A 15,349-nucleotide genomic window follows, 5' to 3' on the forward strand; every position below is an offset into this window, starting at 1 on the left:
GCCTGACGGTCGACTCCGCCACCTCCTCCCCCACGACTCCGACCACCTCGCACGACAGCGCCCTGCTGGAGGACTTCGCGACCCTCTCGGCGTTCGGTGCCACGGCCGGTGGCGGAGTCGACCGTCAGGCCGCCACGCCTGCCGACGGAGAACAGCGCGCCTGGCTCCACCAGTGGCTCACCGCCCGCGGCGCCGAAGTGCGCTACGACGGGGTCGGCAACCAGTTCGGTCTGTTCACCGTCACGCCCGGAGCCCCGTACGTCCTCACCGGCTCGCACCTGGACAGCCAGCCGCTCGGCGGCCGCTACGACGGGGCGTACGGCGTCCTGGCCTCGGCCCACGCCGCGCACCGGGCCGTGGAACGGTGCCGCACCTCGGACGGTACGGCGCCGTACAACGTGGCCGTGGTCAACTGGTTCAACGAGGAGGGCTGCCGGTTCAAGCCGAGCATGATGGGCAGCGCGGTGTTCACGGGGAAGCTGCCGGCCCGGACCGCCCTCACGACGACCGATCCCGCGGGCACCACGGTCGAGGCCGCGCTCCGTGAGATCGGAACGATCGGCGACTACGCCGGACCGGACGTGGCCGCGTACGCCGAGATCCACATCGAGCAGGGTCGCGACCTGGAGAACAAGGGGATCAGCATCGGCCTGGTGGATTCCACCTGGGCGGCACGCAAGTACCAGGTGGTGGTCCGCGGCGAGCAGTCGCACACCGGGTCGACGGTCATGGCGGACCGGCGCGACGCCCTGTTCGGTGCCTCGCTCCTCGTCGTGGCGGTGCGTGAACTGGCCGAGCAGAGCACGGACATCCCGTTGCACACCTCGGTGAGCGAGATGACCATCGAGCCCAACTCTCCCGTGGTGGTCGCGCGCGAGGTGCGTATGCACGTCGATCTGCGTTCGCCCGACGAAGCGTTCCTCGACGCGGCGGCCAAGAAGCTCGCCGAGTCGGTCCCCGGCATCGAAGAGCGTGCGTCGGTCACCGTCGAGCGGGTTCAGACACACGGTTGGGGTGTGGCACCGTTCCCGGCGGCCGGGGTCGAGCTCGCGGCGCAGGTCGCCGATGAGCTGGGGCTCAGCCACCAGACCATGATGACCATCGCGGGACACGACTCGGTGAACATGAAGGATGTCGCGCCCTCGATCATGCTGTTCGTGCCCAGCATCGAGGGCATCTCCCACAACGAGGGCGAGGACACGAACGACCGGGACGTCTGCGCCGGCACCGATCTGCTGACCGAGGTGGTCCACCGGCTCATGTCGGGCGCTCTGGACGGCGCACGGTAACCCGCGCGACAGGCGACGCCGAGGCCGGTGTCACACCCGCAGCCGGTCTCACACCCGCAGCCGGTACGGCAGCATGCACACCACCACGTCGGTGCGCGCCCGCAGCACGGTGGCCAGGAGGAGGCCTCGCTGGTTCTGGAGGATCTCGTAGCGCCGGTGTGTGGGTTCGACCTCGGGGATGAGGACGGCGATCTGGCGACCGTCCCCGGACACGCGCCGCACGTAGTCGACGATCGGCTGGACCAGGGAGCGGTGCGGGCTGTCGATGATGTCGAGCCGCACCCCCGGGTTCCAGCGGTCCCAGGACTCCCGCAGTGCCCGCGCCTTCTCCGGGTCGGCCTGGACCGCGACCGCGACCACCTCGTCGCCCAGGGCGAGGGCGGCGGTGATGGCGTGCCGGGCGAGTTTGCTGACCTCGCCGAGCGGGACGATCACCAGGCTGCCGGTGCGGCGATCGGGCGGGGCCGGGACCTTACCCAGCTGAAGCTCCTCGCCCACGGCCGTGTAGTAGCGCTGGATGCGGGCGAGCAGCAGCATCAGCAGCGGTACGGCGATGACGACCACCCAGGCCCCTTCCAGGAACTTGGTGGTGAGGAGGATGACGCCGGCCAGGGTGGTGAGTACCGCGCCCGTACCGTTGATCAGCGCGTGGCGCTTCCACTCGGCGGGCTTCTGAGTCGCCCAGTGCCGGACGAGACCGAGCTGACTGAGGGTGAAGCCGATGAACACACCGATGGCGAAGAGCGGGATCAGCCGGTGGGTGTCGGCGTCGGAGGCGATGAGCAGGGCCCCGGCCAGCACCGCCAGGGAGACCACGCCGTAGCGGTAGACGGGCCGTTCGGCACGCAGTCCGAAGAGGTGGGGCAGACGGTGGTCACGGGCGAGCAGGCTCATCAGCACCGGCAGCCCGCCGAAGCTGGTGTTGGCGGCGAGGAGGAGGACCAGGGCGACGGCGATGTTGGTGACGTAGTAGGGCCAGCCGTCGCCGTACGCACCGGCGGTGAGCTGGGCCAGGACCGTCACGTCTCCTCGTGGCGCCACGTGGTCGCGGCGGATCAGGACGGCGAGGCCGACGAGCATCAGTCCCAGCAGCGCACCGAGCATGAGTTCGGTGCGCTGGGCCCGCTTGACCCGGGGGGAGCGGAAGGTGGGCACGGCGTTGGCGATGGCCTCCACGCCGGTCAGGGCCGAGCAGCCGGACGAGAACGCCTTGAGGACGAGCAGGAGTCCGAGGGCCTCGGTCGCGTGCACGGGCTGGTACGTGCCGACGACCGCCACGGGGTGGGTGCGGAACAGTCCGACGACGATGACGCCGATGACGGCCACGATGAACACCACGGTCGGCAGCATCAGCACACGGGCGCTCTCCGTGACGCCCCGCAGGTTCACCGCCGTCAGCAGGGCCAGGCCCGCCAGGCAGACGAGGAGCTTGTCCGGGGCGAGGGCGGGGAACGCGGACGCGAGGGCGTCGGCTCCGGCCGTCAGGCTGACGGCGACGGTGAGTACGTAGTCGACGACCAGACTGGCGGCGGCCAGCAGGCTGGGCGTCGGGCCGAGGTCCTGCTTGGCGACGGCGTAGGCGCCGCCGCCATCCGGGTGAACGGCGATGACCTGCCCGTACGAGATCACCAGGGTGGCCAGCAGGAAGGTGATCACCAGCGTGATGGGGAGGGTGGCCGTCAGCGCCCCGGTACCTGCGGCCACCAGCGCCAGCACGATCGCCTCGGGCCCGTACGCCACCGAACTGAGCGCGTCCAGCGACAGCGCGGCCAGGCCCTCCAGGCTGGTCAGACGGTGCTTCTCCCCCTCGCCCGGACGCAGGGGGACCTTCGGTCTCAGTGCTCGACGTGACAGGCCATACGCCATCGGGACCTCTCCACGGACGCTTGGGCAATCCTCCACAGTGTCTGTCGCGTGGCGTGGGCGTGCCCCTCCTGTCGGCAGGTGGTGGAGCAGGGCCGTGCCCGTTCCGTCCTCAGTCCTTTGCGGTGCGGGAGCGAGGGTCCTTTGCGGTGCGGGAGCGAGGGTCCTTTGTGGTGTGGGAGTGAGGGTCCTCCGCTGGGCGCGAGCGAGTGGCGCGCACCGCGAAGGCCGCGGGCAGTCCCACCAGCAGCACCGCGGCCGTCATCAGCAGGGTGTCCGCCGCGGCGCGGGCCAGTCCGGCGTGCAGAGCCTGTGAGGCCAGGTCCTGGGCCTGTGGCAGCAGACGGGCCGGCAGCCCGTCGGGCAACAGCCTCGGTGGCGCGCCCCCGGTCCGGCCCGACTCGGCCGCGTCGCGCAGACTCGCGAGGAACCCCGGCCGATGCCGCGCGGGCAGGTACCCGGCCGCCGTACGGGCCTCGTCGGCGACGCGGACCGAGATGCGGGCCTGCAGCAGGACGCCGGTGGCCGCGCTGCCCAGGACCGAGCCCAACTGGCGCCCGGTGAAGAAGATGCCGGAGGCGGCGGCGCGTTGCTCCGCGGGGACCGTGCCCATGGCCACGGTGTTGACGGGGACGAGGACGAGGCCCATGCCCGCTCCGGTCAGCAGCAGGCCGGGCACCAGCTGAACCGCAGGTACGCCCGGAGCCATCCGCACCGCGATCAGGGCGAGTCCCAGGGCCATGACCAGCAGGCCGGCGACCAGCAGAGGGCGTCCTCCGACGCGATCGGACAGTCGGCCGGTGAGCGGCGCCAGCACCCCGGACACCAGGGCCATCGGCGCGCTCACCAGGCCCGCCGCGGTAGGGGAAAGGCCCAGCGCGTCCTGGAGATGGACGATCAGCGGCAGGAGCATCCCCGTCATCGCGAAGCCGAGGACGACCGTGACCGCGGTGCCCGCCGCGAAGCCCCGGTCGGCGAAGACGGCGAGCGGCAGCAGCGGCTCGCGGCCGTGGCCGCTTCCGGCCCGGGCCTGCGTGAGGAGAAACGCGGCCAGCAGGAACACGCCCGCGGCGATGGTCTGCAGCACCGTGAACGGCCCGATCAGCGGCCCCCAGTCATGAGTTCGGCCGTTCTGGACGCCGAAGACCACCAGGAACAGTCCGGACCCGGACAGCACGATCCCCAGGAGGTCGAAGCGGTGGGCGCGGCCCGGACGCACGTCGGGTATCACCCGCAGACTCAGGGCGAGGGCCGCCGCGCCGACGACGACGTTGACGTAGAAGATGCCCTGCCGGCCGAGGCCGTCGACCAGGACGCCGCCCAGCAGCGGGCCGGTCACCCCGGCCAGTGCGGACACCCCGCCCAGGACACCCATCGCCCGGCCACGCTCGCCCCCGGGGAACAGATGGGTGATCAGTGTCAGGGTCTGCGGAGTCAGCAGGGCGGCCCCGAACCCCTGTACCGTGCGCGCGGCGATCAGCATGCCGACCGTGCCGGACAGCCCGGAGCCGAGCGAGGCCGCCGTGAACACAACGAGACCGGCGACGAACACCCGCTTGGGGCCGTACCGGTCGCCGAGCCGGCTGGTGAACAGCATCGGCACCACGTAGGCGAGCAGGTAGGCGCTCGTCACCCAGACCACCGAGGTGAGGTCCGCGTCCAGGGCGCGGGCCATGGCCGGTACCGCGACGGCGACGATGGACACATCGACGACGATCATGAACAGGCCGAGCGAGAGCGCGGCCAGCGCCGCCCAGGCACGGGCGGGGACCCATGCGGGCGAGGGCGCCGATCCCGCAGCCGACGGAGAGGACGCGGCAGCCGACGGGGAAGTGGTGTCTGTCATTGTTCTGTGTTCCGTCCGCTCACGGCAGGCCGCCGACCCGGGGCAAGGGGGCAAGCGATGCCCGGGCCGGCGGGGTGGGTAGATCGGCGGGTCAGGCTGTCAGTAGCGGACCTTGCCGTAGTCGACCTCCTGCTCGGGATAGGTCGCGGCCCGCACGCCGAGCGCCCGCATCCGTTCCCGCATCTCCTGCGCCGGCAGGTGGTGGAAGCTTCCGTGTCCGGGCAGCACCCACTCGAAGGTCAGCTCCTCGGCGCCCCGCGCCACGGACGCGGCGAGCGTCTTGATCGAGTCGTAGACGACGCTGTCGGCGACCTCCAGGTCCTGCTCCGCCTGTGACCAGAAGAACGCGTCCCCGGTGAAGCAGAACTTCTCGTCGGCGATGAAGAGCGTGCTGCCCGCTGTGTGGCCCGGGAACGGGTGGGCGATCACGCCCGGCCCGATCTCCACCGGCTCCTGCCCCCGGATGACGCTGTCGGCGTCCGGGCGGGAGTGCAGGTCACCTTCGTGAATCCACAGCCGGGCGCCGAACGCGTCGGCGTACTTGCGGCCGTGCGCCACGTGGTCGAGGTGGGTGAGCAGCACGTCGGTGATCTTCCCGGCCTTCTGCTCGTACCGGCGGGCCAGCGCGGGCCGCCAGCGCGGGGTGTCGATCATCATGGCCGTGCCGTCGGGGCGGCGCAGCAGGTAGGACGTGGCGCCGTAGGTCTGCGGGGAGGCATGGCCGCACAGCAGGACGGTGCCGTCCTCGTCCAGGGGCATCGGGTACGGGTCGGAGTCCTCCGGCCACTCGTCGGCGGGCGGGTGCACGGACCGGGTGGGGCAGGCGTGCGCGGCCTGGTACATCTGCCGCACCTCCTCCTCCGTCTCCGGCTGGCGCACGACGGCGGAGACGCCGCCGTAGTTGCCGCCAGGGGCGTAGGCGATCATCCCGGGGGCGTACTGCCGGGCGATGTTGCAGTTCAGGCAGCGGTCGTCGACGTACCAGCCTTTCTCGCTGCCGGCCGCGGGGGCCGTCTCAGCCGCCTCAGCCCTCCCGGTCGTCCCGGTCGTCCCGGTCGTCGTGTGCTCGGTGTCGGTGGTGCTCATTGCTCCGCTTCCTCGTGTTTCTCGTGGGGGTGTCAGTGCGAGGGGAGTTGGTTGTTGAGGTGGGTGTCGGAGAAGGTCTCGATGCGCTGCCAGGCGTCGGCGGCCGAGCCGGGGTGCGGTCCCATGCCGGTGACCCGCAGCAGTGGGCGCAGCGGTTTGGGGCCGACCTCCGCGTCGTTGAGGAAGGAGTGGCCCGCGTCCGGGTACTCCTTCACGTCGTGGACGACGCCGTGCCGCTCCAGTGCCGTCCGGAGCCGTGCGGCGGATCCCTGGAGCATCCGGTCGCGCCCGCCGTAGCTCCCGACGACGGGACAGGCGCCGGCCAGCGCGGCGCCGAGGTCCTTGGGCAGCCGGCCGTAGTTGGCGGACGCCGCGTCGAACAGACCGCTGCCGGCGGTCATCAGGGCGAAGGAGCCGCCCATGCAGAACCCGATGATCCCCACCCTGCCGGTGCAGTCGGGATGCCCGGCCAGGTGGTCGCGGGCCGCCTCGATGTCCTGGTAGGCCCGCCCTGTTCCCGAGAGGGCGGCGCGCATGGTCGCCACCAGGCACCGACGGGCGCCGCCCTGGGTGAACAGGTCGGGCATGAGGGCCAGGTATCCGGCCTCGGCCAGCCGTCGCGTCTGACGCAGCATCACGTCGTCGACGCCCAGGGCCTCGTGGACGACGACCACGCCGGGCCACGGACCGCTGCCCTCGGGGCGTGCGAGATGTCCCGTGAGTCTTTGGGAGCCGCCGCCCAGGGCGCTCAGCGGGCTCAGGTCGACGGTGTCCGACGTGCTCATGGGCTGCCTCCGGCTGCCGGGCTGACGAACGGGCGGGTCACAGATCGAGGACCAGACGCGGTGTGCGGGCGCGGGAGACGCAGATCATCATCGTCTCCCCGGACGCGCGCTCTTCCGCGCTGAGAACGGAGTCACGGTGGTCGGGGGCCCCTTCCAGGACCTCGGTCTCACAGGTGCCGCAGATGCCCTCGGCGCAGGAGGACAGGGCCGTGACTCCGGCCGCGCGTACCGCCTGCAACACGCTCTGGTCCGGCGTCACCCGCACGGTGAGCGCGGACCGGGAGCAGACCACGTCGAAGTCGGCGCTCTCCGCCGGGGCCTCCTGCTCCTTCGCCCGGAACCGCTCCACCCGAAGGGCGCCCGGACGCCAGGCACGGCACCGTTCCTCGACGGCGGCCAGCAGCGGCTCGGGGCCACAGCAGTACACGAGGGCTTCGTCGTCCGGCTCCCCGAGGAAGCCGTCCAGGTCCAGCAGGCCGAAACGGTCCTGCGGCCGGACCGTCACCGCGTCGCCGTACCGGGCGAGTTCGTCGATGAAGGCCATCGAGGAACGGGACCGGCCGCCGTAGAGCAGTTGCCACTTCGCGCCCGCGGACTCGGCCGCCGCGACCATCGGCAGAATCGGCGTGATACCGATCCCGCCGGCCACGAAGAGGTACCGCCGTGCCGGTGTGAGGCCGAAGTTGTTACGCGGACCCCGCACCCTCACACGCCCGCCAACGTGCAACTTGTCGTGCACGTAAGCCGATCCGCCCCGGCTGTCCTCGGTGCGCAGGACGCCGATCCGCCACGAGGAGCGATCGTGCGGGTCCCCGCACAGCGAGTAGGTGCGCACGAGACCGTCGTCGAGAAGCAGCTCCACATGGGCGCCGGGCTCCCACTGGGGAAGCGGCCCGTCATTCGGCAGACGGAGCGTCAACGACGCCACGCCATCGGCGGCTTCGAGCCGGTCGGCCACGACAAGGCAATGCTCGGACTCGGGAACTGGGGGGTTGCTCAAGCTCGATTCCCGCTTTCACAGGAGACAGAGCGGCACCCACACCATCGATCTTCCGGAGCGCAGGTGACGCTGAAACTGGTCAGGTCAAGAAGCGCGCGACGGAAGGCAATGCGACGGACGGCGTGTTCCGAGGTGAACCCTAGCGGATACACACAGCTATGGGTTACCGATTCGTTATGGAATGCTTTCGGCAGGGGACCCATTCGAGCCAAACTCTCGTCGGACGACGAACTGTCCGGCCGGTACGGTGAGATCGCCGCTGGGTCGTAGCAACATGCCCGGCTCTGACCTCTGTTGTGCCGAGAAGGAAAAGTGAGGGAGCGCGTGCTACCCGGAGACGGCGATCAACAGGCAGCGACACGTACGGAACACGCCTCGGACCGCGCCTCGCAACACGCCCCGGAACGCGCCTCGGAACGGCTGGTCGCCGGCCGGTATCTCCTCCACGACGTCCTCGGCAGCGGTGGCATGGGCAGGGTCTGGCGCGCCCACGACCAGTTGCTGGACCGCCGGGTCGCCGCCAAGGAACTGCACATCGTCTCCCACGGCGACGAGGAGCAGCACCGCATACGCATGCGCCGCGCGATCCGTGAGGCCCGCGCGGTCGCCCGGGTGCCGCACCCGCACGTGGTGGGCGTCCACGACCTGGTCGAGTCCGACGACCGGCTGTGGATCGTCATGGAACTCGTCGAAGGGCCCTCGCTGGCCGGCCGGGTCGCCGAGACCGGGCGGCTCACACCGCAGCACGCCGCCACCCTGGGGCTGCAACTGCTCGACGCGCTGGAGGCCGTGCACGCCGCCGGTACCCTGCACCGCGACGTCAAACCCGCCAACGTACTGCTGCGCCCCAACGGCAGCGCGGTCCTCACCGACTTCGGCATAGCGGCCCTGGACGACGGTGAGTTCCTGACGACCACCGGCGAACTCATCGGCTCCATCGAGTTCATGGCGCCCGAGCGGGTGATGGGAACGGAGACCGGCCCGGCCTCCGATCTGTGGTCACTGGGCGCGACCCTCGCCACGGTCTGCGGCGGGCAGTCCCCGTTCCGCCGGTCGGCGCCGACGGCGACGCTGCACGCGGTGGCGTACGAGGAACCCGTCCTGGACGAGCGACTCGGTCCGCTGCGTCCCGTCGTCGAGGCGCTGCTGCTCAAGTCCCCTGACGAGCGCCTGTCGGCCGCCGGTGCGCGTTCCGCGCTCGGACGCGTCGCGGCAGGCGAGGCGGACGCCGGCCCACTGCCGTCGCCGACCGCGCGCGTGTTCCCGCCCTCGTCTCCGGCGACCGACGCGAACACCGTGACCAGTGGCCGGGCGCGACACGCCCCGGCCGGGGACACCGGGGCGACGGCGCTGCACACCATGTCGCTCACGCCCTCGCACCGGCAGTCGTCTCGCCCGAGCGGCCCGAAGCGGCTGTTGTGGGCGCTGGCCGGTACGGCGGTGCTGGTCGGCGGCATCGGGGGCGGTCTCTTCCTGACCGGGGTGCTGCCACTCAAGGAGGACGCGGTCAAGGAAGACCCGGTCAAGGAAGACGCGGTCAAGGAGGACCCGAAGACGACGACCACCAGTCAGGTCGTCCGGTCCACGACCGGCTGGCAGCGGGTGAACGGGGTAACCGTCCAGCGGGGAGACCAGGTCACCGTGCGGTTCGCTTCGGGAGAGTGGACGGTCGACCACCGGAACATGCCCATGACCGGGCCGGCCGGCTACGACGCGAACACCGACGCACTGCTGGCCGGGGCGATGAGCTGCAAGATCAAGCCGGTGGCACCGTTCGGCACCCTGCTGGCGCGGCTCGCGGGTGAGCAGGCCTCCCCCGCCCAGGTCGTCGGACGGAAGCTGACTTTCCAGGCGGCCCGGAACGGCGCCCTGCAACTGGCGATCAACGACGCCGAGAGCTGCGGCCACGACAACAGGGGCTCGCTGACCGTGCAGGTGAGCGTCACACACCAGCCCTGACGCACCGCCGCCGAGCGAGGACAGGCCTCACCGGAAAGCGCACACTGGAAGCAGAAGGCCATGCGTCATGAGCCGACCGCGGAGGTGAGCCATGAGCACCCTCGAAGAACACGTCGACGTCGGAGTTCCGGTCGACAAGGCCTGGGACAGCCTTCACCGGATGGAGAACTTTCCGCGCTTCCTGGAAGGGGTCCGTGACGCCCGTACGGAAGCGGGGGGCCGGGCACGTCTGGACATCGAGGCCGGCGGCCGGGCCCGGGAGGTCGAGGCCGAGGTGTCCGACCGTGCGAAGGAACGCGTGATGGAGTGGCAGACCAGGGGCGTCCCCGATCTCGCGGGTTCCTTCTCGTTGCAGCCGATCGACCAGAACCACACCCGGGTCCAGGCGCGGCTCGAATACGACCCCGGCACCGTCAGGGATGCCTTCGGCGGGCCGAGGGGTTTCGCCCAGGCAACCGCGATCGAGCGGCTCGTCCGCAGCGATCTGGAGCACTTCAAGGAGTACGTGGAACACGGACGGTGAGCGACAGCAAAGCCATCTCCGCCTGATCAATGGCCAGTTGCGTGACACGGTGCGATCATCGAACCCGGGCGGAGCGCCTCACTCTCAGCGACGTGGAGAACGAACACGGTGAACCGTGGGGGGGTTGCGGACGGATCACCTCCGCCACGTCGTGATGAGAGATGTGCTGGAGGATGGATGTCATGGCCAAGCGTCTGATCGTCTGCTGCGACGGAACGTGGAACCTCGCCGACCAGCCGAGCAAGACCAACGTCACCAAGGTCGCCCTGTCCGTGCGTCCACGGTCCGCCGCCGGGGTGGAGCAGCGCGTGTACTACCACAGCGGGGTCGGCACACGTCGCTGGGAACGGCTGCGGGGAGGGGCGTTCGGGCTGGGACTGTCGCGGAACGTCATTGCCGCCTATCGCTTCCTCGTCCACAACTACGAGCCCGGTGACGAGCTGTACCTGTTCGGGTTCAGCCGGGGCGCGTTCACCGCGCGCAGCCTGGCGGGGCTGGTGCGCAACTCCGGCATCCTGCGCCGCGAGAACGCCGACCGGGTCAAGGAGGCGTGGGCCCTGTACCGCAACCGGGTCGAGAGGCCGAGCGGTGCGGCGTCCACCCTGTTCCGCCGGGCGTTCGCGTACGAGCCGGAGATCCACTTCATCGGTGTGTGGGACACGGTGGGCGCCCTGGGCATCCCGGTACCGGGACCGCGGTGGCTCAAGCCGGTCGTGAACCTGGTCAACCGCCGCTGGGCGTTCCACGACACCGAGCTGAGCAGCCATGTGAAGGGAGCCTTCCACGCGCTGGCCATAGACGAGCAGCGCACGGCGTTCCGGCCGACGCTGTGGAGCCGGCAGCCCGGCACCACCGACAGTGAGCACGAGCTGAGGCAGGTGTGGTTCGCCGGGGTGCACAGCGACGTCGGTGGCGGCTACCCGGAGGCGTCGCTGTCCGACATCGCCCTGCTGTGGATGCTCCATCACGCCCGGAGATACGGGCTGGAGTTCAACACCGCGGCACTGAGCCCGACCGGCCCGCGCGAGATGAGCCCGGACCGGAGCATCGCGTTCAGGGTGCGGCCCCTCGTCATGGGCGAACTGCACGACTCGCGGACGGGACTGTACCGACTGGCCGGGCCGCTGCACCGGCCCATAGGACGCGCGGCGGACGGCGGCGGCCCCGACGGAAGCCAGTACCTGTCCGTCCCCGCCAGGGAACGCCACGACGGGGACCCGGCCTACCGGCCGCCGGAGCTCGACCGGTATCTCGACGACCAGGCGGACATACGGCTCGAACCTGTGTCCCTGGACGCCCGCGCCGCGGACCTGACGAGAGACACCCTGTCCTTCCTGCCGTTGCCCGACGGAACGGGCCGGCCCGCGCCGGACGGAACGGATCAGGCGTCGCCCGCCGCAAGGGATCGGGCGACGCCCGGGGCAACCGATCGCCCCACCTGACCCAACGTTGCCCGAGTCGTTGGGGGGCCTAGATCGTGATCTCCAGTTCCGCGTCCGTGAAGGTGCCGTGCGGCGGGTTGATGTCGCTCTCCCCTCCCCTGCCGTCGCAGCCGCGGTCGGGGTTGAACATCAGGTACGTGCCGGACGAGCACGAGATCCACATCTCGGCGTCGCCGCCGATCACGAGGCTGCCCGACAGGTTGGCGCCACCCTGCACGATCGCGTTGTCCTTGACGACCACGTTGCCGGCCACCGTGGCCCCGGAGTTGACCCATGACAAGCCCTCGATGCGGGCGTTCCCGCTGACCGTCGAGTTGCCGAAGACCGCGGCGCGCGGGCCGACGTAGGCCGTGGAGGCGACGTTGGCGCGGTTGTCGACCCAGCCGCCGCCGTTTGCGTGCCAGTGGCCGCCGCCCGTCGCGGCCGGCTTCTGGTAGCCGGGTTCGTAGCCGGAGGGCGTGGCGCCACTGATGCGGAACTCGTACGGGTAGCGGTAGTTCTTCGGGTAGCCGTCGAGGAAGGCGTAGCGGTGGACCGTGGACGGGGTGCCGGTCACCACCAGATAGACCTCCTTCTCGCCCGGCTGGGTCTGGAAGCTGATCTGACCGTCCGCGCTGCTGGAGACCGCTCCGTAGCGGGGGGTACCGTTCCGCACGGCCACGAACCCGTACGACCATCCCGAGCCCGCGGCCGCGTTCACATGACCCTTGAGGTGCAGCTTGATCAGGGCGCCGTCGCTCGACGGCACCAGCTTGATCTTGTTGTAGGCGTAGTCGGAGGGCGCGAGGGCGTCGGGGATCGCGTAGTGGCCGGCCGACTGGTTCACCGCGTTCACGGGAACGCCGTTGTAGGCGTTGATGAAGCCCGCGCCGTACACGTTGTTGATGAACGGCATGATGTGGGCGCGGTTGGAGTAGTCGTACGTGACCTGGCGTTGCCCGTACTCGGCCACGCGGGCGTTCAGTTGCGCCTGCGTCAGGTTGTTGATGCGACGGTACGCCTCCAGGGGGTGCTCGTTGTTCCTCGCCTGGTTCCAGAGGTCGTTGAACGTCTTGATACCGCCGTACTTGTCGACCAGGTACTGGACGAGCATCCAGTTGCCGTAGTGGTGGCGGCTGGAGGAGTACGCCAGGTTCTCGGTGCGCAGGAACCGGGTCAGGTCGCCCGCGCCGCCGTCCGGGTACACCTGCATCGCCATGAACTCGGCGCTCGTCTCCCAGAAGGTGCCCGCGGACGGGTCGGTGAGGCCCGCGCCGCCGCCCTTGCCGAGGAACGTGTAGTTCTGGAAGACATGGCCCAGTTCGTGGGCCAGGCCCCAGGAGCCGGGTGCCGCCGCGGCGGGTGCGATGTTGATGACGCCGACGCGGCCGTCGGCCGAGCCGCCGGTGGCCCAGGCGTCGAGGGCGGTGCGGTTCCAGGTCCGGGTGATGATCACGTCGATCTTGTGCTGGGCCAGCAGGCCCGTCTCCGGCGTGAACTTCATGGTGTTCACGTAGTAGGAGTACAGGTTCTCCAGCTGGCCGAGGATGTTGTCCGGGTCGAAGCGGAAGTCTGCGGGGGCGTTCCTCGGGTCGGTGCCCGACTTCTCGCCCCACAGGAGGATGAAGTTCGCCGACTCCTTGGTGCGGTTCTGCGCCCACGGGACCTCGCCCGTCGCGGCCCAGCCGGGCGGGATGTAGACGCTCTTCGCCGCCGCGGTCCGGGCCTCCGCGGGTTGAGCCGCTGCCTCTGCCGCTGCGGGGGGCGCGACGGCCAGGGTCGCGCCGAGGGCCCAGAGCGCCAGGACGGCGCATATTCGTTGTGCGCATGTCAATAAGGAGCGTGGAGCGGCCGTCATGTGGGGGGCCTCCATTCGACGAATGGGTTCGGCTCCGCGTCCCGTGCGGAGCCGCGCCATGGTGCCATGGGAGCGCTCCCAAAGCCAGGGTCACCAACGGAGTCGGGTCACATCGAGAGCCGACGGGAGGGCGCCGCCGCGAGCGCCAGCGTCACCGCGACCGACGCCCCCGCCAGCACGGCCATCGCCACCGCCGGAGACGTGACCTGGGCCAGGGCTCCCGCCAGGACCGCGCTCACGCCCTGCAGGGTGAGCATGCCCGAGGAGTGCAGGCCCAGGGCGTGGCCGGTGAGGTGGGGCGAGGTGAGGGAGAGGAGCCGTTCCTGCTGGAGCAGGCTCGCGGCGAAGCCCACGGAGGCCAGGGCCACGCAGACCGCCGCCACGGCGAGCGGCGGGCGCAGGGCGAAGAGCAGGTACGGCGCGGCCAGGAGGAGCAGGAGCGGGGTGATCAGGCGACGGCGTACGGCGGGCGGGAGGAAGCGGCCCACCGTCACGTCCCCGGCCAGCATCCCGGCCGCCGCGCAGGCGAAGAGCAGACCCGCGCGGTCGGGCGCGTACGACACGAACAGGGACTCGCAGCCCACGACCAGCCCGTTGGGCACCCACAGGCCCAGATAGACCGTGCGGCGCGGGGCGTAGGACCACAGCTCGGCGTTCGTCCGCCACGTCCGGGAGACCGACGGGCGACCGGAGGCCCTGGGGGCGCGGCGGGACAGCCCGAGGAGCGGGACGAGGGCCGCGGCGGCGTACAGGACCGCCCCCAGCAGCAGCGTACTGGCCGGGGACAGCACGGCCACCAGGACGCCGCCCGTCGCGTACCCGGTGATCTGCATGCCCCCGTGCATCATGTTGAAGACAGAACGGCCGAGCAGGTAGCCGTCCTTCGGCAGGATCTCGCTCAGCAGGCCCCAGCGGACTCCCCCACCCAGCGACGCGATCAGCCCCTGCACGAGGATCACGGCGAAGACCGCCCCCAACGGCAGGCCCGGCACCGCCAGCAGCGCCGTACCGGCCGCGAAGGCCGCCGCGATGCCCGCCAGCGTCGCCCTCGGCGGGAGACGGTCGGCCCCCGAAAGCAGCGTCGTCGCACCCACCACCTGGGCCAGTGACGGGCCGAACATGCTCAGTGCCGACAGCAGCGGGGAGTCCGTCGCCTCGTAGACCAGCGTGCCCAGGGCCAGGCCGCTCACCGTCGAGGCCGCCACCTGAAGGGCCGAGGAGACGAAGAGCGGGGTGAACTCGCGGGTGCGGAACAGGTGTTGGTAGCTGCGCATGGATGGAGGATCGGGCGGCCGCACGCCAGGTGGTTAATGTTTCGCACAGCAGCGAAACCTCGGCAAGGCGCAATCCGGGTGGAGGGAGAGGTGGCATGGGCTGGTGGCAGGTCAACGCCGACACCCTCGCCGGCAGCCGGTTCGCCGTCTCACCGCTGGCCGAGACCTTCGCGAGCCTGAAGGTGCTGCACGCGGGAGAGGGGGCGCACCCCGGCGAGCTGGCGTGGCTCACCGAGCATCTGCCCGCCTACCGGCGGCGGCTGTCCCACGACCCCGTCACCGCGCTGCTCGTACGCTCCGGGCTCGGGCGCGCCTGGATAGCCGACTTCCTCACGCCCACCCCGGGGGAGGGCGCCACCTTCGCGGAGGAGATCGCCCGGGTACGCGACACCGACCCCACCACGGCTCGCGACGACCTCACCGTCTCTCTCCCTGTCTCTTATAA

At 70.8% G+C, this 15,349-nt stretch carries 12 protein-coding genes; 5 read left to right on the forward strand and 7 right to left on the reverse strand.

Annotated elements, in window-relative coordinates; translation table 11 throughout:
* Window positions 1–1,289, forward strand: a 1,289-nt coding sequence (locus FPZ41_RS37070) for a M20 family metallo-hydrolase (RefSeq protein WP_322621202.1), incomplete at its 5' end; no start/stop codon positions are given.
* 48 nt (window positions 1,290–1,337) lie between these two features.
* Here FPZ41_RS37070 and FPZ41_RS37075 read toward each other — a convergent pair.
* From FPZ41_RS37075 to FPZ41_RS37095, 5 genes are all read right to left on the reverse strand, one after another.
* On the reverse strand, window positions 1,338–3,155 hold the full coding sequence (locus FPZ41_RS37075; RefSeq protein WP_152868008.1) for an APC family permease: 1,818 nt from the start codon (window positions 3,153–3,155) through the stop codon (window positions 1,338–1,340).
* Window positions 3,156–3,264: 109 nt separating this feature from the next.
* On the reverse strand, window positions 3,265–4,998 hold the full coding sequence (locus FPZ41_RS37080; RefSeq protein ID WP_152868010.1) for a DHA2 family efflux MFS transporter permease subunit: 1,734 nt from the start codon (window positions 4,996–4,998) through the stop codon (window positions 3,265–3,267).
* 99 nt (window positions 4,999–5,097) lie between these two features.
* Window positions 5,098–6,084, reverse strand: coding sequence for an MBL fold metallo-hydrolase (locus tag FPZ41_RS37085; RefSeq protein ID WP_152868012.1), 987 nt, complete (start codon window positions 6,082–6,084; stop codon window positions 5,098–5,100).
* A 32-nt stretch (window positions 6,085–6,116) separates the two neighbouring features.
* The gene (locus tag FPZ41_RS37090) at window positions 6,117–6,869 is read right to left on the reverse strand and encodes a dienelactone hydrolase family protein (protein WP_152868014.1); all 753 of its coding nucleotides are present in this window, start codon (window positions 6,867–6,869) and stop codon (window positions 6,117–6,119) included.
* A gap of 37 nt (window positions 6,870–6,906) precedes the next feature.
* Complete coding sequence (locus FPZ41_RS37095) at window positions 6,907–7,869, reverse strand: PDR/VanB family oxidoreductase (RefSeq protein WP_152868016.1); 963 nt, start codon at window positions 7,867–7,869, stop codon at window positions 6,907–6,909.
* Window positions 7,870–8,193: 324 nt separating this feature from the next.
* On the opposite strand from FPZ41_RS37095, the gene FPZ41_RS37100 reads away from it, so the two are divergent.
* From FPZ41_RS37100 to FPZ41_RS37110, 3 genes are all read left to right on the forward strand, one after another.
* Complete coding sequence (locus FPZ41_RS37100; protein WP_152868018.1) at window positions 8,194–9,828, forward strand: serine/threonine-protein kinase; 1,635 nt, start codon at window positions 8,194–8,196, stop codon at window positions 9,826–9,828.
* A 91-nt stretch (window positions 9,829–9,919) separates the two neighbouring features.
* A complete protein-coding gene (locus FPZ41_RS37105; RefSeq protein ID WP_152868020.1) occupies window positions 9,920–10,351 on the forward strand; it encodes an SRPBCC family protein in 432 nt (143 codons plus the stop codon).
* A gap of 182 nt (window positions 10,352–10,533) precedes the next feature.
* Window positions 10,534–11,793, forward strand: coding sequence for a DUF2235 domain-containing protein (locus FPZ41_RS37110; RefSeq protein WP_152868022.1), 1,260 nt, complete (start codon window positions 10,534–10,536; stop codon window positions 11,791–11,793).
* Between the two features lie 28 nt (window positions 11,794–11,821).
* Here FPZ41_RS37110 and FPZ41_RS37115 read toward each other — a convergent pair whose 3' ends face one another.
* Together FPZ41_RS37115 and FPZ41_RS37120 are read right to left on the reverse strand one after the other, a co-directional pair.
* The gene (locus tag FPZ41_RS37115; RefSeq protein WP_194236350.1) at window positions 11,822–13,630 is read right to left on the reverse strand and encodes a DUF6055 domain-containing protein; all 1,809 of its coding nucleotides are present in this window, start codon (window positions 13,628–13,630) and stop codon (window positions 11,822–11,824) included.
* Between the two features lie 107 nt (window positions 13,631–13,737).
* Complete coding sequence (locus FPZ41_RS37120; protein WP_152868024.1) at window positions 13,738–14,904, reverse strand: MFS transporter; 1,167 nt, start codon at window positions 14,902–14,904, stop codon at window positions 13,738–13,740.
* A 95-nt stretch (window positions 14,905–14,999) separates the two neighbouring features.
* On the opposite strand from FPZ41_RS37120, the gene FPZ41_RS37125 reads away from it, so the two are divergent.
* The coding region (locus FPZ41_RS37125) for a DUF5937 family protein (protein WP_228023218.1) at window positions 15,000–15,349 on the forward strand (350 nt) is incomplete at its 3' end.

Source organism: Streptomyces acidicola, from assembly GCF_009377235.1.
Lineage (GTDB): Bacteria > Actinomycetota > Actinomycetes > Streptomycetales > Streptomycetaceae > Streptomyces > Streptomyces acidicola.

Bases quoted from the DNA above. Each gene is read 5' to 3' on its own strand.
- FPZ41_RS37075 (WP_152868008.1), bottom strand. From the start codon at position 3,155: ATGGCGTATGGCCTGTCACGTCGAGCACTGAGACCGAAGGTCCCCCTG.
- FPZ41_RS37080 (WP_152868010.1), bottom strand. From the start codon at position 4,998: ATGACAGACACCACTTCCCCGTCGGCTGCCGCGTCCTCTCCGTCGGCT.
- FPZ41_RS37085 (WP_152868012.1), bottom strand. From the start codon at position 6,084: ATGAGCACCACCGACACCGAGCACACGACGACCGGGACGACCGGGACG.
- FPZ41_RS37090 (WP_152868014.1), bottom strand. From the start codon at position 6,869: ATGAGCACGTCGGACACCGTCGACCTGAGCCCGCTGAGCGCCCTGGGC.
- FPZ41_RS37105 (WP_152868020.1), top strand. From the start codon at position 9,920: ATGAGCACCCTCGAAGAACACGTCGACGTCGGAGTTCCGGTCGACAAG.
- FPZ41_RS37110 (WP_152868022.1), top strand. From the start codon at position 10,534: ATGGCCAAGCGTCTGATCGTCTGCTGCGACGGAACGTGGAACCTCGCC.
- FPZ41_RS37115 (WP_194236350.1), bottom strand. From the start codon at position 13,630: ATGACGGCCGCTCCACGCTCCTTATTGACATGCGCACAACGAATATGC.
- FPZ41_RS37120 (WP_152868024.1), bottom strand. From the start codon at position 14,904: ATGCGCAGCTACCAACACCTGTTCCGCACCCGCGAGTTCACCCCGCTC.